The organism is Streptomyces sp. NPDC127097 (assembly GCF_042724075.1).
Lineage (GTDB): Bacteria > Actinomycetota > Actinomycetes > Streptomycetales > Streptomycetaceae > Streptomyces.
Genome location: NZ_JBHXFI010000001.1, coordinates 172,583 through 191,128 on the forward strand (window position 1 = coordinate 172,583; position 18,546 = coordinate 191,128).

Below are 18,546 nucleotides of genomic sequence, written 5' to 3' on the forward strand. Positions count from 1 at the left end.
GCCAGGGCTCCACCCTTGAGGGTCCGGCACTTTCAGGGGTCTTCCAGCTCGTCCGGGAAGAAAAAGCGCTCCGTCTCGCCTTCGCCCCGGTTCCATCGCTGCACCCACAGGCCGGCCCGGATGGATTTCTCAAGGTACGCGTTGCATTCGTCGCAAGCCTGTTGGGACATGTGCGGATCACGGATGAACCACACGAACTCCCCCGGCCGGTCCCGAGGGAGGCAGACAAGAACTTCAGGGAAGGCGTCGGCCGGAAGGATCTCAAACCGGACCTTGAGCAACGTATGCTCGCTGGGCTCCGTGCTCTCGTCTGCTCCCCACCGTGTCGCCCAGAGGCCGTTGCGGAAGATGTGCCGACTGACAACGTTCAATTGCTCACAGAGCTTTTCACTGGCGTCACCTGGGCGAAAGGTTGCCACTATGCGGCCGGGCTCTTCAGACACGAACAGCGCCCGACCAGCGGGCACTTTGCCATCCCGGTCGACCTCGTAGCGCACCTCGGCCGCGTATATCTCCGGCTCTGTCATCTCTCTTTACCCCCGTACGGCGTGAGTGGGTCATGGATCATCGCATGTGTTTTTGATCTTCGCGACAGGTAACCGCGGTGTGCCGCCATGTGCCGATCCGCTGCTAGGTCGGGTGGGAGGCGAAACGCTCACGGAGCGTCGCGCCTCCCCAGGCTTCCCCACGCTTCGAGCATCGCCCGGACTTTGGCTCTGTCCTCTTCGGACAGCTCCCAGTAGTGATGGACGAGGGTGCGCGTCTCGCCATCGTCGCTCCACGCGGTCTCGATGCCCATGTACTGAACGCCGGCAGCCTCCTGAACAAGCCTTAACGGGAGGTCAAGCCCCTTGGCCAGGGCGCGAAGCTTGGGCAGATCGGGTGCCTTGATCGTCTTGGTTTCAAGGTTGCCAAGGGTGGCGTGCGTCCACATCGATCCGGCGGCAGGGTCCTGGGGATCGACGCAGCGCGAGGCGAGTTCGCGCAGGGTCAGGCCCAGCTGTGCCCGCCGCGTACGCACGAGATCGGACAGATCCTTCCTTGATGCCTCAGTCATCGTTCCTCACTTCCGATCACTACGGACGCGAGACCACCTCGCACCCTGGTTTGCCTAACCTTAGTAACGCGTTCTAGACAGCTTGTCTAGGTTTTCTCCAAGCCGGCGCCACCCCACCTCGGGTTGCTGGCCAAACTTTGACGAGCTGTATAAAGACATAGACACGAGTGAGGTGACGTGCGACGCTTCAGTCTAAGATTTTAGACAGCTCGGCAAGGGGGTCTGACATGGTGCGTGACAGGGTGCGGTCTGCTGAGCGTGGGGGCCAGTCACGCCTGTGGGCCGTCGTGCGGCATTACCGAAGCTCATCCCGTAAGGCCAAGCCCTCCGGCGTCACTCGGGTGCAAGCGACGAAGGTGTTCGCCTACCTGGCGACGCTGAACGGAGGCTCCGCCGCCAAGAGGACTGCGGACCCCACGGCAGTCCGTAACGCGTCGCTGCGTGACCACGCCACCCTTGAGGGCCGTGACGCCCGGTGCGCGTTGTCGAACCTCTCCGCCACCATGGCGGAGTTCACCGTCCGGCGTTGAGCCCCGGACGGAATCGTTAGCGTGCGCACGCTAACCAGCTAGCCGCTTAGCGGCTTTGAAGCCCCGCCCGGTCTCCATTGACCGGTCGGGGCTTTTCCGTCTCTTGAGCCACCACGGCCTCGCGTTCGCGGCCCCGTGGCACGCGCTCCCTCTCTGACGCCAGTACGGCCCACCGACCCCGGGCCCCGCGTCGATCCCACGCAGTCATCTGCTGTCCGGAACATGTTCCGGACCCCTTAAGAGACGGGATCTTTGCACCCTTCGATTCGAACATTCCTTCGAATCACTCGGGATCGGGCTGGGCCGTAACCGCCCCCAGACAACGCCGGCAAGCGCCGCGCGGGGCGGCCCATTCGCCCAGGAGATCCCACCTTGCTTTCCCACGCCTTGATTTGTGCTGCCCAAAACCAGGACGCGGACGCAGTAGCGGCCGTTCTGGAGGCCGCAGAGCCCTACGTCCGAGAGGCCGCCGCCCGGCACGTGGGGACGGCGGCCGTGTCGTCTGCCGGCCACGCTGACCTGTTCGAGGAGCTGTGCCAGGAGGGCCGGCTTGCAGCCCTGGAGGCGCTGGGTACCTACCGGCCCGACAAGGGTGCGCAGTACACCACGCACGCGTACCGCCGCATCCACATGCGTATCTACGAGGCCGCCAACGGGGGCGCGGACAACGGCGCTACCGCCGATCAGCGCGCCACGTTCCTGCGTTGCCTGGGCGTGGTCGGGGGCGACTGGGAGGCCGCCGAATACCTGTGCACGGTCCTGCCGGGGGACGGGCACCGCATGTCGGCGGAGACCGCCGGCCATGTTCGCCGGGTCATGCAAGGAACGGACTCGCTGGACGCACCGGCCGGTGTACGCGGAGCGGAAGGAGAAACGATTCCTCTCGTGGAGTCCCTGGCCGACCCCTACAGTCTGGGCCTGCCGGACGACCTGATAGAGGCCCGGGACCTGGACAGGCACCAGCGTGCCCAGCGAATCGCCCTGGCACATGCCCTGTTGGCCACCGTGGACGACCGCAAGGCGCAAGTTCTCCGCCTCACCTACGGGATAGCCCCGGACCCGCACCTGGCGAACGAGGACGGCAGCCCGGACAACGCGGCGATAGCCGAAGTGATGGGCATCGACCGGGCCAACACGGTGGCCGTGATGCGCACCCGCACTCTTGCCAAGCTCCGGGCCGTGGCCGAACGCGTCTCGGAGGAGCTGGAGGACGAAGCGGCGTGACGCCGGCTGCCCGCCGCCGGCTCACGGCCCAGCGTCGGCCCGTGCGCAGCGTGCCTGACCTGTCCCCGCGAGCCGCGCGCAGGCGGCGCCGGCCCCGTCCTGATCCCTACGACCGCGCGGAGATCCTGGCCCGCTGGGGCGGGTGCTGCTACTGCGACGGCCCTGCGGAGGAGCTGGACCACGTGGTCCCCCTTGCTCACGGCGGGCCAGACCTGGCGGCCAACCTCGTGGCCGCCTGCCGTGAATGCAATTCCACCAAACACGCCAAGTCGCTTGCCGAATGGGCGGCAGAGCGTTGAACGGAGTGCCCAAATGCAGCCCCGAAATCTGACCCCGGAAGACGCTGCCCTCATGGGCCTGCCGGTCCTGGACCACGGCGGTACCCGCCAGTGGGATTCCGCAGATCTTGAATCCGTATCTCTGGGAGTCCTCTTTCTAGAGAATAACGAAGAGGAGGAACAAGACCTTGACGAGTGGTAATTGGAATGCCAATCACGCGCGTCCGTACACCCACTAAGGAGAACGAACGTGACTCTTCATGAGACCCGGGAACACCGCGCAGACCTCACCAGCCGCACCGGCCGGGTTCGCGCCTGGACCACTGAGAAGGAGCCCGGATACATCTCGATAGCCGTACCCAACGACCGATGCCAGATGACCCCCGCCGACGCCAAAGCACTGGCCGCGTGGCTGAGAGCTCGGGCAGCAGAAGAGGAGACTCCTCAGCAGCGCCGCACGGGCCTGACGGAGACAGCCCCACGCAGCCGGCCTGTGTGGTCGTGACGCTCGCCAGGGCGCAGCACGGCGTAGCGAGGAACGTCAACTAGGGCCCCTTCGGGGCCATTTATGCCGGGGCGTGGCCATGGTGCCAGACGTGCAGGCAGGCCGCCCCTACGGGCCCTAGCGGGCCCTCCGGGGTGAATTGGGGGGCGCCTTCGGCGCGTTCACCCCCAATTCAGTCTGCGCAAGCGCAGACCGCTTTCCGGGCGCCTGCGGCGCGTTCACCGGAAAGTCATTGACCGGGCGCCTTCGGCGCGTTCACCGGCCAATGAGCCAGCCTTTACGCCCGGCCTCATGGACACGCCCCGGCATCCCGTGGGGGCTGAGCCCAGATGAAAGGACCCACCATGGTCGATCTGACCAAGCACCCTCACGAGACATGGCGCTTTAGCGATAAGCCGGAATTCCGGCCGCGTGAAGGCGTCGTGTCCATCACCGTGTGGCCAAGTGCTGCCATGGCGGAACTGGACGCGGAAGAGGGACGAAAGCAGGGCTACACCACTCAAGTACGGGAGGTCTGAGGGACAATGCGCGTATTCGGAACCTGGCACGGTGGCAGCAACTACGGCTTGGGGGACGTGTTCCTGGATATGGAGTCTTGGCCGACCATGGAGGCAGCCAAGACTGCCCTCCAGATCCGTGCAATGAGTGGTGGACTCCCCGTTGACGACGGCGCCCACGTCGTCGATTTCGACGAAGACGGACGCGCCACCGTCGGTCACGCACAGGGCAGCGTGATCTATCCGTGCGTGGACGCTCAGGTGTCCTACCTGGACTTGTTCCCGGCCAGCCGGGACGGGGACGGCTGGACCATCGATGTGAACTGCCTGATGGCCCGGCTGAAGTTGGGCCCGCGTGGGGGCGTCCAGGTCGAGAACGCCTAGCAAGTGAACGCGGGGCGGGTGGCAAGGCAAGTGCCACCCGCCCCTTTTGCGCGCCGAAATCGACAGCCCTACGGGCTGGGTCGCCCCTATGTGGCCTGCGGCCACGGCGACCAAAGCGGACGGTCCTGCGGCCCGGGGTGCCTTTCAAGCGGCCTTCGGCCGCGCGGCACCCAAAAACAACCCGCCCTCCGGGCGGGGCGCTTCGCGCCGGGCCCCTTCAAGGCGCTTCGCGCCGGGCCCGCCCCTGCGGGGCAAAGGAACCGGCCTACGGCCGGCCACCGCCAACGAAGTCCGGAACACGTTCCGGTGAGCACGGCAACTAGTGGGGCCCCCACGGGAGTTCCCTGGCGGGGGCCTTTCTGCGTGGTGGTCCGGAACATGTTCCGGGGGTCGCTTCACAACCCCGTACGGGGTGTGTATTGTTCTGGGTGTCGGGAGGGACCGCCTCCCGGCGGCACATTGATAAATCAACAGGGGAAACGCCATGTCAGAGATCATTTCCGACCTGGAAGCGCGCGAGATCTCAGCGGATTGGCACACCGGGCAGTGGAGCGCGATGTATGCGCTTACCTCCTCCGGCGCCATCACCGGTGAGATTGAGCTTGAAATCCAGGCGGAGGTCATGGAACTGACCACCGAGTCTGAGCGCACCAAGACAGGCCGCATCCGCTCCGCGGAGATCAGGCAGGAGATTGAGCGACTGCAAAACCTCCTGGACTACGTGAGTCACCACGGAGAGCGCGGCCCGAAAGATGGGTGGTCGGGTCTGACCTGGTAACCGCGAGAGGTCCCGCCGAAGGCAAGCCGGCGGGGCCTCCCGCCCCCCTGTAGCTGGGATGCGTCCCGGCTCTACCCAGGGAGAAGTACCGAATGGCGAAACGCTGCGACGGGTTCAACGTGTTCATGCACCAGTGCCCGGAAGGCGCCAGGTGGATGGTCAAGCGCAGGGACATGGTCTTTTCCTGGTTCTATGCGTGCAGCGAGCACCTTGACCAGGTCAGCGCAGAGCAGGAGGACGGGTCCGGCCAGAAGCTGGAAATTGTCCGACTGAGCGCGTAAGCGCCCATGACGTGGGCTCCCGCCACAGGCAAGGTGGCAGGAGCCCACGCTCCAGGGTCGCACACAGTCAAGATCACTGGCTGACGACCTGAGAGTCAGCCCCCACGCAGAAGAGCCCCCCGCCGTTGCTGGCGGGGGGCTCTTCTGCGTTTTCTGAGCCGGCATGAAGGGGCAGCGTCCACCCCCTCCTGAACGTGCCCCGAGGGCGGGCACGGGCCGCACAGGGCCGCCAGAACGGTCAGACAGCGCCGAACTCCCCGGCCTTGACGCCCGCCACGAAGGACGAGAACGCATCGGCGGTGAAGTCCAGAACCGGACCGGCCGGGTTCTTGGAGTCACGAACGGGGACCACGCCGCGCGAGGCGACGAGGTTGGCGGCAACCTCCACGCAGGTGCCGCCGTTGTCACTGTGGGAGGACTTGTACCAACGGGGGGATTCGGGGGATTCGGTCGTCACGGGGTGCCCTTTCGCAACTGCTCGATCATGGCCACTGACACCGCTTGGGAGAGCGCTTCGGCCTGTAATTGATGGTAAGCCGTCAGCATGGGCGTCACGGACGCGTTCTCTCGGTCTAGGTGTCCCTGGGCTTGGGACTCGGCGTAGGCGATCACGGACCGGTCGGACAGCGTCAAGACGTTGACAGGCAGGTTGAGCGTGCGGCGCTCGCCTATCTCGTACGGTGCCACCTGTAGCAGCGTGTTCGGCAGCTCGGCGAACTCAACCAGACGTGCCAACTGGGCATCCATGACGGAGCGTCCGCCAACGGGCCGACGGATGCAGCTCTCATCCATGGTCACAAACACCATGGGTGGCCGGGGCCGGACAAGTGCCGATTGCCGTTCGGCCACGAGCGAGACGCGTTCATCGGCCTGTTCGGGCGTAATGGCACCCCGCCGGACGGCGCTGTCCGCCAACACTCGTGCGTACTCCGGTGTCTGCAACAGGCCGGGGATGATCCCAATCTCAAACTGTCGAATCTCTACCGCCCGGCCCTCATACCCGACGTACTCCGGAAAGCCTTCCAACAGGCTGCCGTGTTTGATCTCGCGGTACTGACGTTCGAAGGTGTCCGCTGTCTCCGCGATGCCGAAGGCGCGGTCTGCGGTACGCGAGAAACGCAGGGTTGGCGGTTTGCGAGCAGTTTCAACAGCCGAAATATGCTGGCTGGAATATTCCATGATCGCGGCTAGATCTTCCTGGCCCCAACCGCGATCCTCCCTCAACCTGCGCAGACGGGCCCCGTAGGCCGCTTCCGGGCTACTTTCAGGGTCCAACTCCTTGCGGTTGACCATGGCTTCCCCAACTCGTCCTTCGATTCTGATTACTTGAAGGGTTCCCGACTGTAGACCACGCTGAGCCCTCCCGGTAGTGGAAGCACTACGGAGAGGAACCGACGTGTCCCGGAACCACACTCCCAAGCCCCCTACCGCCCGGCACCGTAACGACGTGGTCGAGCTGGACTTGCGCATGGCGGCAGGCGCGGTCTGGCGGCCCCGCAAGGAGTCGGGCGGTGAGACCTGGCTCAGTCGCTGGGCCCCGTACCCTGCCGGAATCCGACGGGGCCCGTACGCCTACCCCACGCACTCCAACCTGATGAAGGCTCAGGCGGGCCTCAAGAAGGTGCTAGCAGTGATACAGAGTGAAGACGCGGCAACCTCACCGGCCCTCCAGGCGGTCCCCACTCAACCCGTGTCTGAGTGCTTGATCTGCAAGGCGGCGCGTAACCGGCGCACTTTGTGCTGGGCTCGGCAGGACGAGCGCGGTCTCCAGACGTGCGACGAGGTGATCGCCGGCCACCCCCACCCCGCGACGGGGGCCGAGTGGTGAGCGCCGAATTTCCCCAAGATGCCTGTCATCCGCTCCGGTCGGCACTGTCCGCGTGGCCGAAGTGCACATGCAGACACCCTGAGTGCCCCAACAAGAAGACCCCCGTTGCCGAGGACCAGCCGGACCACGAGCGGGTTGCCGACGGCGACAGCGAGACCCTGACTTGCCTTCGCTCGCGCGTGCACAACGACTACGAGCGGCGGCAGCAGTACGGACCGCTTGGGAGGTCCCTGTGAGCTGTGACAAGTGCCGGAAGCTGCGAGCCGCATTGGCAGAGGCCGAGCGAAGCGGCGACCAGACGAGGGCCGTTGACTGCCGGGTATTGCTGCGGCGGCACCCTCAACACGACGGCGCACCAGTTGAGAAGAAGGGAGAGCAGTGGATTCCCCGGGCATAGAAACCACTGCTGACCCCTTTGCGGGCACGCCGTACGAGAACAGCCCTCAAGGGTGGTGGACGGAGGGCGGGGGAGCACTGGACGGGAAATCTGGAGTGGTCTACGTCCCCCGCAGCGATGCGGTTGACCTGAAAGACCGCCCGATCTGCCATCGGCCGGCGCGCTGGGCACGGTGGAAGCGGCTATGAGGATCGTTCTCCCCTTCGGCTGGGTGCTGTTCCTTTTCATTGCGTCCGCGCGAACAGATCCGAATTGCTTGCCAAGATGCGTGAGCGCATCGACGAAATGCAGACGAATGGAGGGCCGTGCGAGTGAGGTATAGGCGCTGCTCCGCTAAGTCCCGACGTGACAACTTTCGAGACCCTGACGCTCCTCTACGTCCGCCGGGCATGAAATGGGTGAGGTGCCACCTCCGGCACGGTCACAAAGGGGTGCACGTTTCGTATTTCCGGGAGGGGGGTTGGAAATGGTGGCACCGCAAAAGGGCGTCACCGCCGCCTTGGTACCCGTGGTATTAACCGTTAAAGGAAGCGCACAGCAGATGAATCTAGGAAGAGTCGGCCGCGAATACTGGGTGACCACCGACAGGGAACGGGCCGAAGATTACGCCAGCGAGTTCGTCAACGCCTTCCGGCGCCTCGATATCGACTTTGCCGATATCTCCATCAAAGATCCGTGCGAAGACTGCAAAATCTCGACCTCGGATCATGTAATCAAGGTCGGAGTGATTTCCGTAGACGAGGCTGCCGACTTCGCGGGAAAAGCCAACCGGGCAATGGATCAACTGGCCCAGTACCGGCAGCTGTACGGCCCGCTCCAGGAGCCAGCAACCGAAGACCCGGCCACCTAGCGACCTTCAAGAATCCGCCCTCTGCTGGGCCTTCCGAGAGGGGGCCGGCCCACCACCACGGCCGGCTCTTTTAATCGAGAGCGGGTGCCCGGCCCTACGTAGCGTGGGGTCGGACACACCCAAAGCACCACGCTAGTCACGGGGAAAGTCCATGAACACGCAGCAGGCAATTACCACACCAGTTTACGTTCGCCCAGGCACCAGCAGATATCACAAGGTACAGCACTGCGGAATGCTGACAGTCGGCCCCACGATAGACAGCAGCATCCCGAGGCCGGAGCTGGTGGTGACGTCACTCATCAAGGCCCAACGTACGGGAAAAGGGCCGTGCCTGTTTTGCTGGTGATGGATGGACCCAACCTGAAATCCCCAGGACCTGAATCCTCGGAGGATTTGACCTTTGCCGAGACGCACGCATAAAGAGGCAGAGGAAGCGCGCGACCGAGTAGCCAAGTCCAGGGAAGCGATTTCCGATCGGCATCTCATCGGAGGAGAGTCGGTGTCTAGGTTGGCCACAGAATTCGGAGTAACCCGTCACTTCCTGACCGGCATGATGGACACCTGGGGCATTGACCGCAGAGGGAAACACCAGCGTCCCTGAATCGAGCCTCCACCCCCACGGACCCCCGGCTTCCTGTGGCCGGGCGCGCTCCTCACGGAGGGCTACCACATCCCCCGTATTGCCCCCGTCGCGTATCCACAGCGACGCAGAGGGGAGCGCGATGGCCACCCGAGGCTATGGGCGAACACCTCGGGTGGCCCCAAATCTCCCGCCCCGCTATTCCTGTAGTCCGGTTTACCGGGGCGGGTTACCAATGCTCACCGAATAGGACAGGCGCAATGGCCACGAACGAACCCCCGTGCAATGCCAACGGTGAAGACGCCGGCGGGCAGCCGCAATGCACCACGCACGATGCCACGGTCATCCGGCCGTCCGGAGCGCCGGAAGGCGTCTACAAGTGCGGAACGGAGTATGTCGTGAAGGAAGGCGAAGGCAAGTAGCCCCAAGACCCTCCCTTGCCGAACTCTGCTGAGAACTGCGGGGTGCCGGCTACCCCGTCCCAGCGGATCGTCCGCTCCACCCTTGGACAGCTGGAGCGAATGATCCGCCGGGATGGGGACCAGCCGGCGAAAACGACGTTCGCTGCCCCTGTGGCCCCCTGCTGGGGGCGCCGCAGGGGCAGCTGTAGTTCTTGCGCTGGTTCCGCTTGGCTCCTATGCCCTCTTGACGGCCTCTCCTGACAGGGTGATGGTCGTGCAATCGGGCGCAATCACATCGACCCATGGAGGGGTAAGACGTGAAACTGCGGTTCCTCGGGATCATCCCGAACACACCCGACGTCGATTCTCCAACCATCTGGCTTGAGGAGGACACCGGGGATCTGTTGATCCAGTCCTACAAGGCCACAGAGGAGGAGGTGAAGGCGTGCCAAGAGATCGGCTCAATCCCGGGCCACTCCACGGCCGTCCCGGACCACGAGACGATCATTCGGTTGCCCAAGGTCATGCGCCGGTACATTCCACGCTCGGAGGACAGCACCGTTGAAGAACCCCGTACTTGAGGGCCTGGCGAACGCCCAGCGCTCCGCCGTACACCTAGAGATGCGCGACGCCTACCAGCCCAGCGATCCCGAGTTCATCGCCTGGCAGAACGGGAAGCGTCTCGACCCTGCCGCGGACCGGTCGTTGTGGTGGCGCCCGTTCCTGGACGTGGTGACCGAGACGACCGGACGCGGCGTCACCATGCGACGGGCACGGGTCGTGTCGGAGCCGGTGACCGACTACATCAAGTACGAGTACGACGTAACGTTCCCCAACGTGGCAGCCGGAGAGCTGGTCCGCTGGTTGCCCCGACGCAAGGCCGCTGACATTCCACTGCCCGGTACTGACCTGTGGATGTTCGACGGGGCCTCCGTGCTGTTCACCTACTTCTCCGGTGTCGGTGAGGTAGTTGATCGAGAGTGGCGCACTGAACCCGCCGTTGTGAAGATGGTGAGTTCGGCGTTTGAAGCGGTGTGGCAGCGGGCTACGCCGCACGAGGAGTACAAGCTCGCCTGAGTCATGGCAGTCTCCTCATCGTCCAGCGCCCAGGCGGCCCGGCAGGTCCTTGCGGATCGTCTCCGCGAGATTTGCCGGGACGCCGGCCTGGAAGGCAAACAGCTAGCCGCGGTGTGTGGCTGGCACCCCTCGAAGGTGTCACGCATCGCCACCGCCAAGACCTCACCATCTGCTGACGACATCCTGGCTTGGTGCCAGGCGTGCAGCGCGGAGGACCAGGCGCAAGACCTCATAGCCTCTCTGCGCGCTGTGGAAGGCATGTGGCTTCAGTGGCACCGCATGGAACGCACCGGCCTTCGACGCGCCCAGGAATCCGTTCTACCGCTGTATGAGCGAACCCGCTGGTTCCGGAATTACGCGCCAAATTTCATCCCTGGCCTAGTACAGACTTCCGACTACACAGAAGACGTCCTTCGTGCGGTCCAGCGAAGGCGGGTCCCGATCGATGACGTGGCTGATGCTGTGGCCGTCCGCATGGAGCGTCAGCGTGTGCTGTATGAAGGGCAGCGCCGCTTCGCGTTCCTTGTTGAGGAGTCGGCGTTGCGGAACGGCTTGGGCAGCGCCGCGACACAGATTGAGCAGCTTGAACACGTTCTGGTGGTCGGCTCATTGCCCAACGTCAGCGTTGGGGTGATCCCAGCCAAGATTGGCCGGGCACGCATGCCTGTAGAAGGCTTCATGATCTTCGACAAGGTGCAGGCCAACGTGGAGCTGGTATCCGGCTATCTCACAGTCACTCAGCCCAGCGAGGTGACCATGTACGCCGATGCATTCTCCACCATGGCTGCCATGGCGGTCTACGGACAGAAGGCTCGTGCGCTGATCACATCGGCTATGCGCTCGCTGGGGTGATCCCCGTGCAATCACGTGCAATCCGCTGTGAGTTGAGCCTCGCCCTTTCCTAGTTTTGTCGTCACCGAGATGACGCGCAAGGCGAACGGCGGAGGGTTCATGACTAGACCCATTCGGTACAGCCAACCGCCCATTGAACTGCCCCTGGACGGATGGCTACTTGATGGCGAGCCGGCCGCCGGCTGCAAAGTCTGTGAGGCCCTGGACCACCAACGGAGTCAGGCGCGGAAACGGAACGACTGGGCGGCAGCATGCACTGCTGCTCGGGAGATCCGGAACCACGGTCATGGGCATGTTGAGGCGTCATAAGCGGCCCGAAGACTCCCGTCCCGGCGGCGGAACCCTGGACAGGTAAGCGCCGGGACGGGTGACCAACCGTGGAGGAAGCCCTCCGCGGCCTATGGGTCATGCCATCGACGGTACGGCGGCGTGGCCCCTTGCGAAAGAGGAGGCTCGTAGTAGATGAGTGTCTTAGCTGTCGAGACGTACGAGACGCGTGTGCCCGACGCTGAAGGCTGGCGCGGAGTCCCGTTCCGGCACCCCGCGGACATGGAGGCAGACGGCGGCAAGCACGACGGCGGGCCCATGCCCCCGGAGGCACCCCGCGACCCGCAGCCCAGTGGGGGGGACGGCAAGTAACCCCACGCCCGCAATGCGCCTACCGGAGTAGAGACAAGCCGCTATCCGTAACGGCGCGTAGCAACGGGACCCGCCAGCCTCACGCTGGCGGGTCCTCATGACTTTCGGGGCCAATCTCCGTCACATCTACTCCGTAGCTCCGCCTGGCGGGGGTTCGGCAACGAAGGTGCCCCGGCCGTGCACCGTGATGATGAGGCCGCGTTCACGCAACACTTCCGTTGCCCGGCGCAGCGTCACGTAGGAAGTGCGGTACTCGGCGGCCAGGTCCCGTTCCGACGGCAGCCGCGCGCCCGGCTTGAGGTCACCCGCAGCAATGCGCGCTGCGACGTGGTCAGCCACGGCGATGTAGAGCACCTGTGACGGCTGCGGGGCGAACTCCGGTACCTGCATAAGCCCAAGTTAGAACACGGCGGAACTCTCAAAAGCTCTGTAGAGCTATACATAGCTCTACAGAGCTATGTACGATCGTGGACACCAAAAACCCCCGCGACCTGGCCGGGTCCGGGGGCATGGCCGACAGCTATCTAGGAGCTGACAACATGCGTGACTTTACCGTGCGCCTAATCGGGCGTCTCGTCCTGGCCCTCATCCCTGGACCGAACCCCCGCACAACCCTCCACAAGTGGGCGGAGCGACTGTTCCCCGCCAGGGGTAAACACCGCACCGCCCCTGCGCCGGCGCTGACACCCACCGAGACCCCGCAGCCCGTACGCCCACTGCCGGACCTCAAGAGGCCGCTCCTGGCCCGCGAGGAGGCGGAGACGCTGCCATTCCTCGATACCCTCGGCAAGGTGCGTCCCTACGTGCTCACACGCCTGCCAGCGCGTCAGGACACTGAGGACCGCGCGGCAAGGTCGCACCAGTGCTGGGTCACCGCGATGGCGCTACGCGGCTTCGAGGTAGGCCCATCCACCATTCACGGCGTCCACGTCCAGGCCGGCACCCACACCAAACGGGTATTGGTGGCGGCGTGAGAGGGCAGCGCGGCTGACTCGCCGCCACACCATGCCCCGTCCGGCGTGTCCGGGCGGGGCTTTACTTGTCGTGGCGACGGGATGCACGAACACCCCGAATGCCGATCACCCCAATGATCGTTCCCAGGATGAACGAGACGACGGCAAGGGCAAGGTGCACCCACAGGTACGCCGTGGGCTTGCCGTGATCGAAGGCGAGTCCGCTTGCATCCTGGAAGAGGTTTTTGGCGAACGTAAACCAGATCACCCACGACCACGCGCCGAAGGCCGCGAGGAACCAGGAGAGACGGCGGGTGAGCTTCATGGGGCGTCCTTCGGGGGTCGGGCCGGTCCCCGTCAGTATGTCGCCAGGGTCGGCACAGCCCCCCGCCGGGGCCGGGGGGCTGTGCCGTGGGTGATCAAGAAGCTAAGGTGTAAGGGTGTCCGATTGCTCTGGATCACTTTCGTCAAAAACCTCTGGAAGGACGGGAGCGGTCTCGCCTTCGACGACGCGGGTGACCCGACCGCCTACTTCTGGGTCCATCTGCTGCTCGCGGTGGCTTCCTTTCTTTTGGGGACGGTGATCGGGGTGATCGGGTTCCGTGGTGTACGGGCCTTGCGTCGCGAGGCCGCGGACCACACGCCCGAGCCGCCGTCCTCCTCCTCGTCCGCCTCCTGAATCACGGGCACGGGGAGACGCCGTGATCTTCGCGCTGATCGTGGTCCCGGTCCTCGGACTGTTCTTCGGCGTGCACCGCTACCTGTGGTGCCGACTCGTCCGTGACACCACCACCCCCGGCAGCCGGCCCCGCCGTACGGGCACCGCCGCCGCCTTCGTCCTCCCCCTGACCACCCTCGCCGCCCTGCTGGCCGGCCGCGCCGGCGCCCCCTTCCCCCTCCAGCAAGCCCTGGCCTGGCCCGGCTACCTCTGGCTGGCCCTGGTGCTCTATCTCACACTGGCGCTGCTGGCGGGGGAAGTGGTCCGCGCGATCTGGCTACGGGCCCTGCCCGACCACGAGCCGCCCGCGGAACGCGCCCCGTCACCCACCGGCCCGGCCCATGGGCCCGGCCCCGAGCCCGCGCCGGCGACCCCTGAGCCGTCCCCTGACCCGGCCCCCGGTTCTTCCCCGGGACTGCCCCCCACGCCGGCCCCCACACCGGTCCCCACTGCAACCCCCACCCCCACCCCATCCCCATCCGCCTCACCCTCCCCCTCCTCTTCCCCCACGCTCCTCCCGCCCCGTACGCCCGCGCTGCCGCCGGTCGCCACCCCGCCCCGCCGCCTCTTCCTCGCGCGAGCGGTCGCCGCCGGCGCCTCCCTCGCCGCCACGGCCGCCGTCGGCTACGGCACCGCCACCACCCTCCGCGGCCCGGTGGTCAAGCGCGTCACGATCCCGCTGGCCAAACTGCCGCGCACCGCCCACGGCTTCCGGATCGCCGTCGTCAGCGATATCCATCTCGGCCCGGTCCTCGGCCGCGCCCACACCCGGCGCATCGTCGAGACCATCAACCGCACCCACCCCGACCTGGTGGCCATCGTCGGCGACCTGGTCGACGGCAACGTCACCGACCTCGCCCCGGCCGCCGAGCCACTGCGCGAACTGCGGTCCCGCCACGGCGCGTTCTTCGTCACGGGAAACCATGAGTACTACTCCGGCGCCGACCAATGGGTCGACCACGTACGCGAGTTGGGAATCCACCCCCTGGAGAACGCCCGCACCGAACTCCCCGGCTTCGACCTCGCCGGCATCAACGACGTCGCGGGCCAGACCGAACACGCCGGCCCCGACTACGACCAGGCCCTCGGCCACCGCGACCCCGCCCGTGCCGTCGTCCTGATGGCGCACCAGCCGGTCACCATCCACGACACCGTCCGGTACGGCGTGGACCTCCAGCTCTCCGGCCACACCCACGGCGGCCAGATGTGGCCCTTCACCTACATCGCCGACGCCACCAACCCCACCATCGCCGGCCTGGAACGCTACGGCGACACCCAGCTCTACGTCTCCCGCGGCGCGGGCACCTGGGGCCCACCGGTACGCCTCGGCGCACCGCCCGATGTCACCGTGGTCGAACTCGCCTCCCTGCGCGCGTAGATCGCTACATTGATCATCGCGCGGAGGGGTTGCGCCGCGAAGGTAACAACCCCTCTACAAAGTGCGGCACAATCCTGCGCTAAATCGGACAGATCCCGACTTTCGATCTTGCAACACAGGGGTGCAACTCCCTAGTATTTATTGACTTTACGTTGTCCTTACCGTGCCGGCTGTGCGGGCGCACGAGGGGGGACGAGCGGGGAACGGGGAGGGTGTCATGGGCAAGCATTTCAAGGTTGATCTGGACGAGCTGGACGGCGTCGTACGTCAGCTTCGGCATCTTCAGCACGACATGAATGAAACCGGGCAGAACGTCGAGTACGGCACGAACGTCCCGAAGTCGGCGTTCGGGGTCAACTTCGGCGAGGCGGAGGAAGTCTCCAGGGCCCATGACCGCATGCAGACGTATCTGAAGGACGTCGTCAAGGCACTCCAGGACCTCACCCACAAGTTCGGCGAGAAGACCGAGGCGAGCCGTGGTGCCTATGAGGACCAGGATCACGAGACCAAGGTCTCGATGAACGGCTGACCTTCCACGGCGACGCAGGGATGAGGACGAGAGGGATGACGATGAACGGGGGGCATTGTGGTTAGCGCCATGGAGGAGCGCGAGAGCGCCAAGGCGGTTGAGAAGCAGCGGGACGAGGAAGACCGGGCGAACAAGCTGAAGTCCTTCAAGGGCGAGCGCTTGACCCCGCACTCTCCTTCCGACTTCCATCACCACGGCATCAACGAGCTCCGGCAGATGATCGAGAATGCCAAGCCCGAGACGCTCGAGACCGCCGGCGACCACTGGCGCAAGTCCGCCGATCTGCTCGGGGGGCAGGACGGACACAGTGGCATCCGTAAGAAGTTCATGGATGCCGTCGATCACGCGACGGCGCACTGGGAGGGCTCGGCCGCCGAGGCGTTCCGCAAGGAAGCCCTCAAGGTGCTCGGCAAGATCGACAGGACGTACCAGCATGCCCGGAAGGCCGAGGCGTCGCTGATCGGCTCGCGTGAGTCGGGCCCGCAAGTCGGCCTCGCTCACAACCTGCGCGAAGCCATGACCGCCATGTCGAAGATCCACGACCCGGGCAAGTGGGATCGCTTCACGGACGACAGCGGCGACGACGCCCAGTTCCACCGGGACATGGCGAACCCGAAGATGGACGCCCGCCAGGCACTGGAGCTCAACCGGGACAAGCTGTCCTTGACCAAGGAGCGCCAGGTCGAGGCGGTCATCGTGATGGATGAGCTGGCGTCTCACTACTCGGGGCGCGCTCAGATCTGGGCTGATGACGGCGACGACGGCCTCCACGGCGACTGGCCGAAGGAGCCCTCGAACACCCCGCACCCGCCTCCGGTGCGGATGCCTGACCCGGCCGACAGGTACCACCCGGATCCGTCGTCGGTCACAACGCACCAGCCCAATGGTGCGGGCGGCGGAGCCGTTCCGCCCGGTTTCGACGGTCCCAAGGTCAGCCGTCCGGAACTTCCGGTCCAGACCGGGCTCGACAGCGTGCAGGGCGGCACCATGACTCCGCCCTCGGTTTCCGGTGGACACCACGGTGGCCCGTCCGGTGGCGGCCCCGGTGTGGTCGGCGGCCCAGGCGGCGGCCAGAGCGGCGGGATGCCGCCGGGCCCGATGGGTATGCCGGTGGGCGGCACGCGGTCCGGTGGCGGCCGTGGTGCGCCTGGTGCCAGAGGTATGCGCGGCGGAATGCCTGGCGCGGGAGGCGCAGGCGGCGCCAAGGGCGGCAAGGCTCCCGCGGCCGGACGTGGCGGTGCGCAGGCGCGTACCCGTGGCGGTTTGGTCGGCAAGCCGGGCGGCCCGGCCGGCGGCACCAAGCAGGGCGGTTCGGGTCTGCACCGCAGCCGTGGTGGCAACCAGGCGGGTATGGGTGCTGCCGGAGCGAAGGGCAAGGACAAGAAGGAGAAGGAGCGCACCACTGGTCAGCGCCCCGACTACCTGGTCGAGGACGAAGAGACGTGGACGCCGGAACGTAATGTGGCGCCCCGAGTCATTGAGTAGGACGCCGGCGCCGTCACGCGGCGGCTGGTAAGGAGTGGCCCCGCGCCCGAGGGTGCGGGGCCTTCTCTTCTGATGGAACACTGCCGCCGGACAGCACAGCGAGAAGGAGCCAAGCATGAGGGTCACCCGAACACTGCGTGCGACGGTGGGTGCCGCGCTGACCGGCGCGCTGCTCATCACCGCGAGCGGTACCGCCTCCGCAGATCAAACACGCAAGGATCTGTGGCCGTTGGAGGCGTTCGGGGCCGAGCAGCTGTGGAAGGAGGCCACCGGTAAGGGCGTGACCGTGGCCGTGCTCGACACCGGATTTCGGCAGACCCATCAAGATCTGAAGGGACAGTTCCTTCCCGGGCCGGACTTCGGGAAGACGACCCAGGAGGAAGGGGCCAAAAACCTCAAGCCGGGTGAGAACGTCCTTGACCACGGCACCGGCATGGCGGCGATCATCGCGGGCCACGGCCACGGTCCGGGGGGCTCCGAGGGCGTCAAGGGGCTGGCGCCCGACGCCAAGATCCTTCCTGTCCCGGAGTACAAGAACTCCGGGCTGGCCACGCGCTGGGCCGCCGACCACGGTGCTGACGTCATCAACATGTCCTACACCGAGGGTCGTTCCGCTGACACGTGCGATTCCATCCATTACGCGATTTCCAAGGGCGCCGTCGTGGTGGCCGGTATGGGTAATGAGGCTGCGACCGATAAAAACTATCCGGTGGGCTGCCCAGGAGTGATCGGTGTCGGTGCGGTCGATGAGTACGGGAAATCGGCCGAGTTCAACAACTACAACTCCGACATGGACTTGCTCGCGCCCGGGGTGAAGATCCCGGCCGCGACGGGTAGGAGCGACTCGAGCTACCACACCGAGAACGGCAACTCGGGTTCGACCGCCTACGTCTCCGCCGCAGCCGCCCTCCTCAAGGAGAAGTACCCCTCCCTCACTCCCGGCCAGATCGCCAACCGCCTGGTGAAGACGGCCGGCCTGCCCAGCGACCAGAAGGGCCTCAAGCTCCCGGACGCGCACTACGGCTACGGCTTCATCCAGCCCGGCCCCGCCCTGCGGAAGAACATCCCCGCAGGTTCCAAGGAGGGCCCGCTGCCGATGCCGAAGGGCAAGGCGTCCTCGCAGCTGGACGCCGGTGCGCAGGACGCCGACCCGCCGATGGGCGGCAAGGAGACGTTGAACAGGGCCCTGCTCTACGGCGGCATCGGCGTCGGCGCTCTGGTGGTCATCGGGGCCGTCATCGCCATCGTCCTGGTGTCCCGTCGCCGCAAGAGCGCCGGCGGTCAGACCTGGGGCTGAGCCGCCCTCCGCAGCCCCACCGCGAAGA

24 protein-coding genes are annotated in these 18,546 nt (G+C 65.8%); 18 read left to right on the forward strand and 6 right to left on the reverse strand.

All coding sequences use genetic code 11. The features are described 5' to 3' along the window. Window positions 1-32 precede the first annotated feature (32 nt). Together ACFWJW_RS00760 and ACFWJW_RS00765 are read right to left on the reverse strand one after the other, a co-directional pair. A complete protein-coding gene (locus ACFWJW_RS00760) occupies window positions 33-527 on the reverse strand; it encodes a hypothetical protein (protein WP_387232855.1) in 495 nt (164 codons plus the stop codon). Window positions 528-655: 128 nt separating this feature from the next. After that, entirely contained in the window at window positions 656-1,057 is a 402-nt protein-coding gene (locus ACFWJW_RS00765; RefSeq protein ID WP_387232857.1) for a helix-turn-helix domain-containing protein, read from the reverse strand. 341 nt (window positions 1,058-1,398) lie between these two features. Between ACFWJW_RS00765 and ACFWJW_RS00770 the strand changes: the two genes are divergently transcribed. The 6 genes from ACFWJW_RS00770 (at window position 1,399) to ACFWJW_RS00795 (ending at window position 5,253) form a co-directional block, all read left to right on the forward strand. Then, complete coding sequence (locus ACFWJW_RS00770; RefSeq protein WP_387232859.1) at window positions 1,399-1,587, forward strand: hypothetical protein; 189 nt, start codon at window positions 1,399-1,401, stop codon at window positions 1,585-1,587. Between the two features lie 495 nt (window positions 1,588-2,082). Further along, a complete protein-coding gene (locus ACFWJW_RS00775; RefSeq protein WP_387232862.1) occupies window positions 2,083-2,811 on the forward strand; it encodes a sigma factor in 729 nt (242 codons plus the stop codon). 182 nt (window positions 2,812-2,993) lie between these two features. Next, window positions 2,994-3,110, forward strand: coding sequence for an HNH endonuclease (locus ACFWJW_RS00780; RefSeq protein WP_371127995.1), 117 nt, complete (start codon window positions 2,994-2,996; stop codon window positions 3,108-3,110). An 828-nt stretch (window positions 3,111-3,938) separates the two neighbouring features. Next, complete coding sequence (locus ACFWJW_RS00785) at window positions 3,939-4,112, forward strand: hypothetical protein (RefSeq protein ID WP_387232865.1); 174 nt, start codon at window positions 3,939-3,941, stop codon at window positions 4,110-4,112. A gap of 87 nt (window positions 4,113-4,199) precedes the next feature. Continuing rightward, window positions 4,200-4,475: a hypothetical protein gene (locus ACFWJW_RS00790; RefSeq protein ID WP_387232868.1), complete on the forward strand. Its 276-nt coding sequence runs from the start codon at window positions 4,200-4,202 to the stop codon at window positions 4,473-4,475. Window positions 4,476-4,959: 484 nt separating this feature from the next. Further along, complete coding sequence (locus ACFWJW_RS00795) at window positions 4,960-5,253, forward strand: hypothetical protein (protein WP_387232871.1); 294 nt, start codon at window positions 4,960-4,962, stop codon at window positions 5,251-5,253. Between the two features lie 519 nt (window positions 5,254-5,772). On the opposite strand, the gene ACFWJW_RS00800 is transcribed toward ACFWJW_RS00795, so the two are convergent. Continuing rightward, window positions 5,773-5,991, reverse strand: a complete 219-nt coding sequence (locus ACFWJW_RS00800) for a DUF397 domain-containing protein (RefSeq protein WP_387232874.1) — start codon at window positions 5,989-5,991, stop codon at window positions 5,773-5,775. Beyond that, window positions 5,988-6,827, reverse strand: a complete 840-nt coding sequence (locus tag ACFWJW_RS00805) for a Scr1 family TA system antitoxin-like transcriptional regulator (protein WP_387232877.1) — start codon at window positions 6,825-6,827, stop codon at window positions 5,988-5,990. The genes ACFWJW_RS00800 and ACFWJW_RS00805 overlap by 4 nt, the downstream gene beginning before the upstream one ends. A gap of 1,398 nt (window positions 6,828-8,225) precedes the next feature. Here ACFWJW_RS00805 and ACFWJW_RS00810 point away from each other — a divergent pair. From ACFWJW_RS00810 to ACFWJW_RS00835, 6 genes are all read left to right on the forward strand, one after another. Further along, a complete protein-coding gene (locus ACFWJW_RS00810) occupies window positions 8,226-8,609 on the forward strand; it encodes a hypothetical protein (RefSeq protein ID WP_387232881.1) in 384 nt (127 codons plus the stop codon). Between the two features lie 840 nt (window positions 8,610-9,449). After that, window positions 9,450-9,611, forward strand: a complete 162-nt coding sequence (locus ACFWJW_RS00815) for a hypothetical protein (protein ID WP_387232884.1) — start codon at window positions 9,450-9,452, stop codon at window positions 9,609-9,611. A 296-nt stretch (window positions 9,612-9,907) separates the two neighbouring features. Further along, window positions 9,908-10,171 (forward strand): hypothetical protein, encoded by a 264-nt coding sequence (locus ACFWJW_RS00820; protein ID WP_387232886.1) that lies wholly within the window; start codon window positions 9,908-9,910, stop codon window positions 10,169-10,171. After that, a complete protein-coding gene (locus ACFWJW_RS00825; RefSeq protein ID WP_387232889.1) occupies window positions 10,152-10,667 on the forward strand; it encodes a DUF6879 family protein in 516 nt (171 codons plus the stop codon). The genes ACFWJW_RS00820 and ACFWJW_RS00825 overlap by 20 nt, the downstream gene beginning before the upstream one ends. A 3-nt stretch (window positions 10,668-10,670) precedes the next feature. Further along, window positions 10,671-11,519 carry a helix-turn-helix domain-containing protein gene (locus tag ACFWJW_RS00830; protein WP_387232892.1) on the forward strand — a complete coding sequence of 283 codons (849 nt, stop codon included), beginning with the start codon at window positions 10,671-10,673 and terminating at the stop codon, window positions 11,517-11,519. A gap of 462 nt (window positions 11,520-11,981) precedes the next feature. Next, window positions 11,982-12,158, forward strand: coding sequence for a hypothetical protein (locus tag ACFWJW_RS00835; RefSeq protein ID WP_387232895.1), 177 nt, complete (start codon window positions 11,982-11,984; stop codon window positions 12,156-12,158). Between the two features lie 126 nt (window positions 12,159-12,284). Here ACFWJW_RS00835 and ACFWJW_RS00840 read toward each other — a convergent pair whose 3' ends face one another. Next, a complete protein-coding gene (locus tag ACFWJW_RS00840; RefSeq protein WP_387232898.1) occupies window positions 12,285-12,548 on the reverse strand; it encodes a GntR family transcriptional regulator in 264 nt (87 codons plus the stop codon). 77 nt (window positions 12,549-12,625) lie between these two features. Here ACFWJW_RS00840 and ACFWJW_RS00845 point away from each other — a divergent pair, with 77 nt between their 5' ends. Continuing rightward, complete coding sequence (locus tag ACFWJW_RS00845) at window positions 12,626-13,132, forward strand: hypothetical protein (RefSeq protein WP_387232901.1); 507 nt, start codon at window positions 12,626-12,628, stop codon at window positions 13,130-13,132. Between the two features lie 61 nt (window positions 13,133-13,193). Here the strand turns inward: ACFWJW_RS00845 and ACFWJW_RS00850 are convergent, their stop codons facing one another. After that, a complete protein-coding gene (locus tag ACFWJW_RS00850; RefSeq protein ID WP_387232905.1) occupies window positions 13,194-13,436 on the reverse strand; it encodes an SCO4848 family membrane protein in 243 nt (80 codons plus the stop codon). A gap of 81 nt (window positions 13,437-13,517) precedes the next feature. Between ACFWJW_RS00850 and ACFWJW_RS00855 the strand changes: the two genes are divergently transcribed. The 5 genes from ACFWJW_RS00855 to ACFWJW_RS00875 all read left to right on the forward strand — a co-directional run bounded on the left by ACFWJW_RS00855 (window position 13,518) and on the right by ACFWJW_RS00875 (window position 18,518). After that, the gene (locus tag ACFWJW_RS00855; RefSeq protein ID WP_387232907.1) at window positions 13,518-13,790 is read left to right on the forward strand and encodes an SCO4848 family membrane protein; all 273 of its coding nucleotides are present in this window, start codon (window positions 13,518-13,520) and stop codon (window positions 13,788-13,790) included. Between the two features lie 22 nt (window positions 13,791-13,812). Continuing rightward, window positions 13,813-15,207: a metallophosphoesterase gene (locus ACFWJW_RS00860; RefSeq protein WP_387232910.1), complete on the forward strand. Its 1,395-nt coding sequence runs from the start codon at window positions 13,813-13,815 to the stop codon at window positions 15,205-15,207. A 217-nt stretch (window positions 15,208-15,424) separates the two neighbouring features. Beyond that, window positions 15,425-15,736, forward strand: coding sequence for a hypothetical protein (locus tag ACFWJW_RS00865; RefSeq protein ID WP_387232912.1), 312 nt, complete (start codon window positions 15,425-15,427; stop codon window positions 15,734-15,736). 69 nt (window positions 15,737-15,805) lie between these two features. Then, window positions 15,806-17,221: a hypothetical protein gene (locus ACFWJW_RS00870; protein WP_387232915.1), complete on the forward strand. Its 1,416-nt coding sequence runs from the start codon at window positions 15,806-15,808 to the stop codon at window positions 17,219-17,221. A 115-nt stretch (window positions 17,222-17,336) separates the two neighbouring features. Continuing rightward, window positions 17,337-18,518, forward strand: a complete 1,182-nt coding sequence (locus ACFWJW_RS00875; protein WP_387232917.1) for a S8 family serine peptidase — start codon at window positions 17,337-17,339, stop codon at window positions 18,516-18,518. Window positions 18,519-18,546: the final 28 nt, after the last annotated feature.

Excerpts from the sequence above, each read along its gene's own strand:
- ACFWJW_RS00810 (WP_387232881.1), top strand. The coding sequence starts at position 8,226 with ATGGTGGCACCGCAAAAGGGCGTCACCGCCGCCTTGGTACCCGTGGTA.
- ACFWJW_RS00850 (WP_387232905.1), bottom strand. The coding sequence starts at position 13,436 with ATGAAGCTCACCCGCCGTCTCTCCTGGTTCCTCGCGGCCTTCGGCGCG.
- ACFWJW_RS00875 (WP_387232917.1), top strand. The coding sequence starts at position 17,337 with ATGAGGGTCACCCGAACACTGCGTGCGACGGTGGGTGCCGCGCTGACC.
- ACFWJW_RS00870 (WP_387232915.1), top strand. The coding sequence starts at position 15,806 with ATGGAGGAGCGCGAGAGCGCCAAGGCGGTTGAGAAGCAGCGGGACGAG.
- ACFWJW_RS00795 (WP_387232871.1), top strand. The coding sequence starts at position 4,960 with ATGTCAGAGATCATTTCCGACCTGGAAGCGCGCGAGATCTCAGCGGAT.
- ACFWJW_RS00865 (WP_387232912.1), top strand. The coding sequence starts at position 15,425 with ATGGGCAAGCATTTCAAGGTTGATCTGGACGAGCTGGACGGCGTCGTA.
- ACFWJW_RS00785 (WP_387232865.1), top strand. The coding sequence starts at position 3,939 with ATGGTCGATCTGACCAAGCACCCTCACGAGACATGGCGCTTTAGCGAT.
- ACFWJW_RS00835 (WP_387232895.1), top strand. The coding sequence starts at position 11,982 with ATGAGTGTCTTAGCTGTCGAGACGTACGAGACGCGTGTGCCCGACGCT.
- ACFWJW_RS00830 (WP_387232892.1), top strand. The coding sequence starts at position 10,671 with ATGGCAGTCTCCTCATCGTCCAGCGCCCAGGCGGCCCGGCAGGTCCTT.
- ACFWJW_RS00815 (WP_387232884.1), top strand. The coding sequence starts at position 9,450 with ATGGCCACGAACGAACCCCCGTGCAATGCCAACGGTGAAGACGCCGGC.
- ACFWJW_RS00765 (WP_387232857.1), bottom strand. The coding sequence starts at position 1,057 with ATGACTGAGGCATCAAGGAAGGATCTGTCCGATCTCGTGCGTACGCGG.
- ACFWJW_RS00760 (WP_387232855.1), bottom strand. The coding sequence starts at position 527 with ATGACAGAGCCGGAGATATACGCGGCCGAGGTGCGCTACGAGGTCGAC.
- ACFWJW_RS00840 (WP_387232898.1), bottom strand. The coding sequence starts at position 12,548 with ATGCAGGTACCGGAGTTCGCCCCGCAGCCGTCACAGGTGCTCTACATC.
- ACFWJW_RS00790 (WP_387232868.1), top strand. The coding sequence starts at position 4,200 with ATGGAGGCAGCCAAGACTGCCCTCCAGATCCGTGCAATGAGTGGTGGA.
- ACFWJW_RS00805 (WP_387232877.1), bottom strand. The coding sequence starts at position 6,827 with ATGGTCAACCGCAAGGAGTTGGACCCTGAAAGTAGCCCGGAAGCGGCC.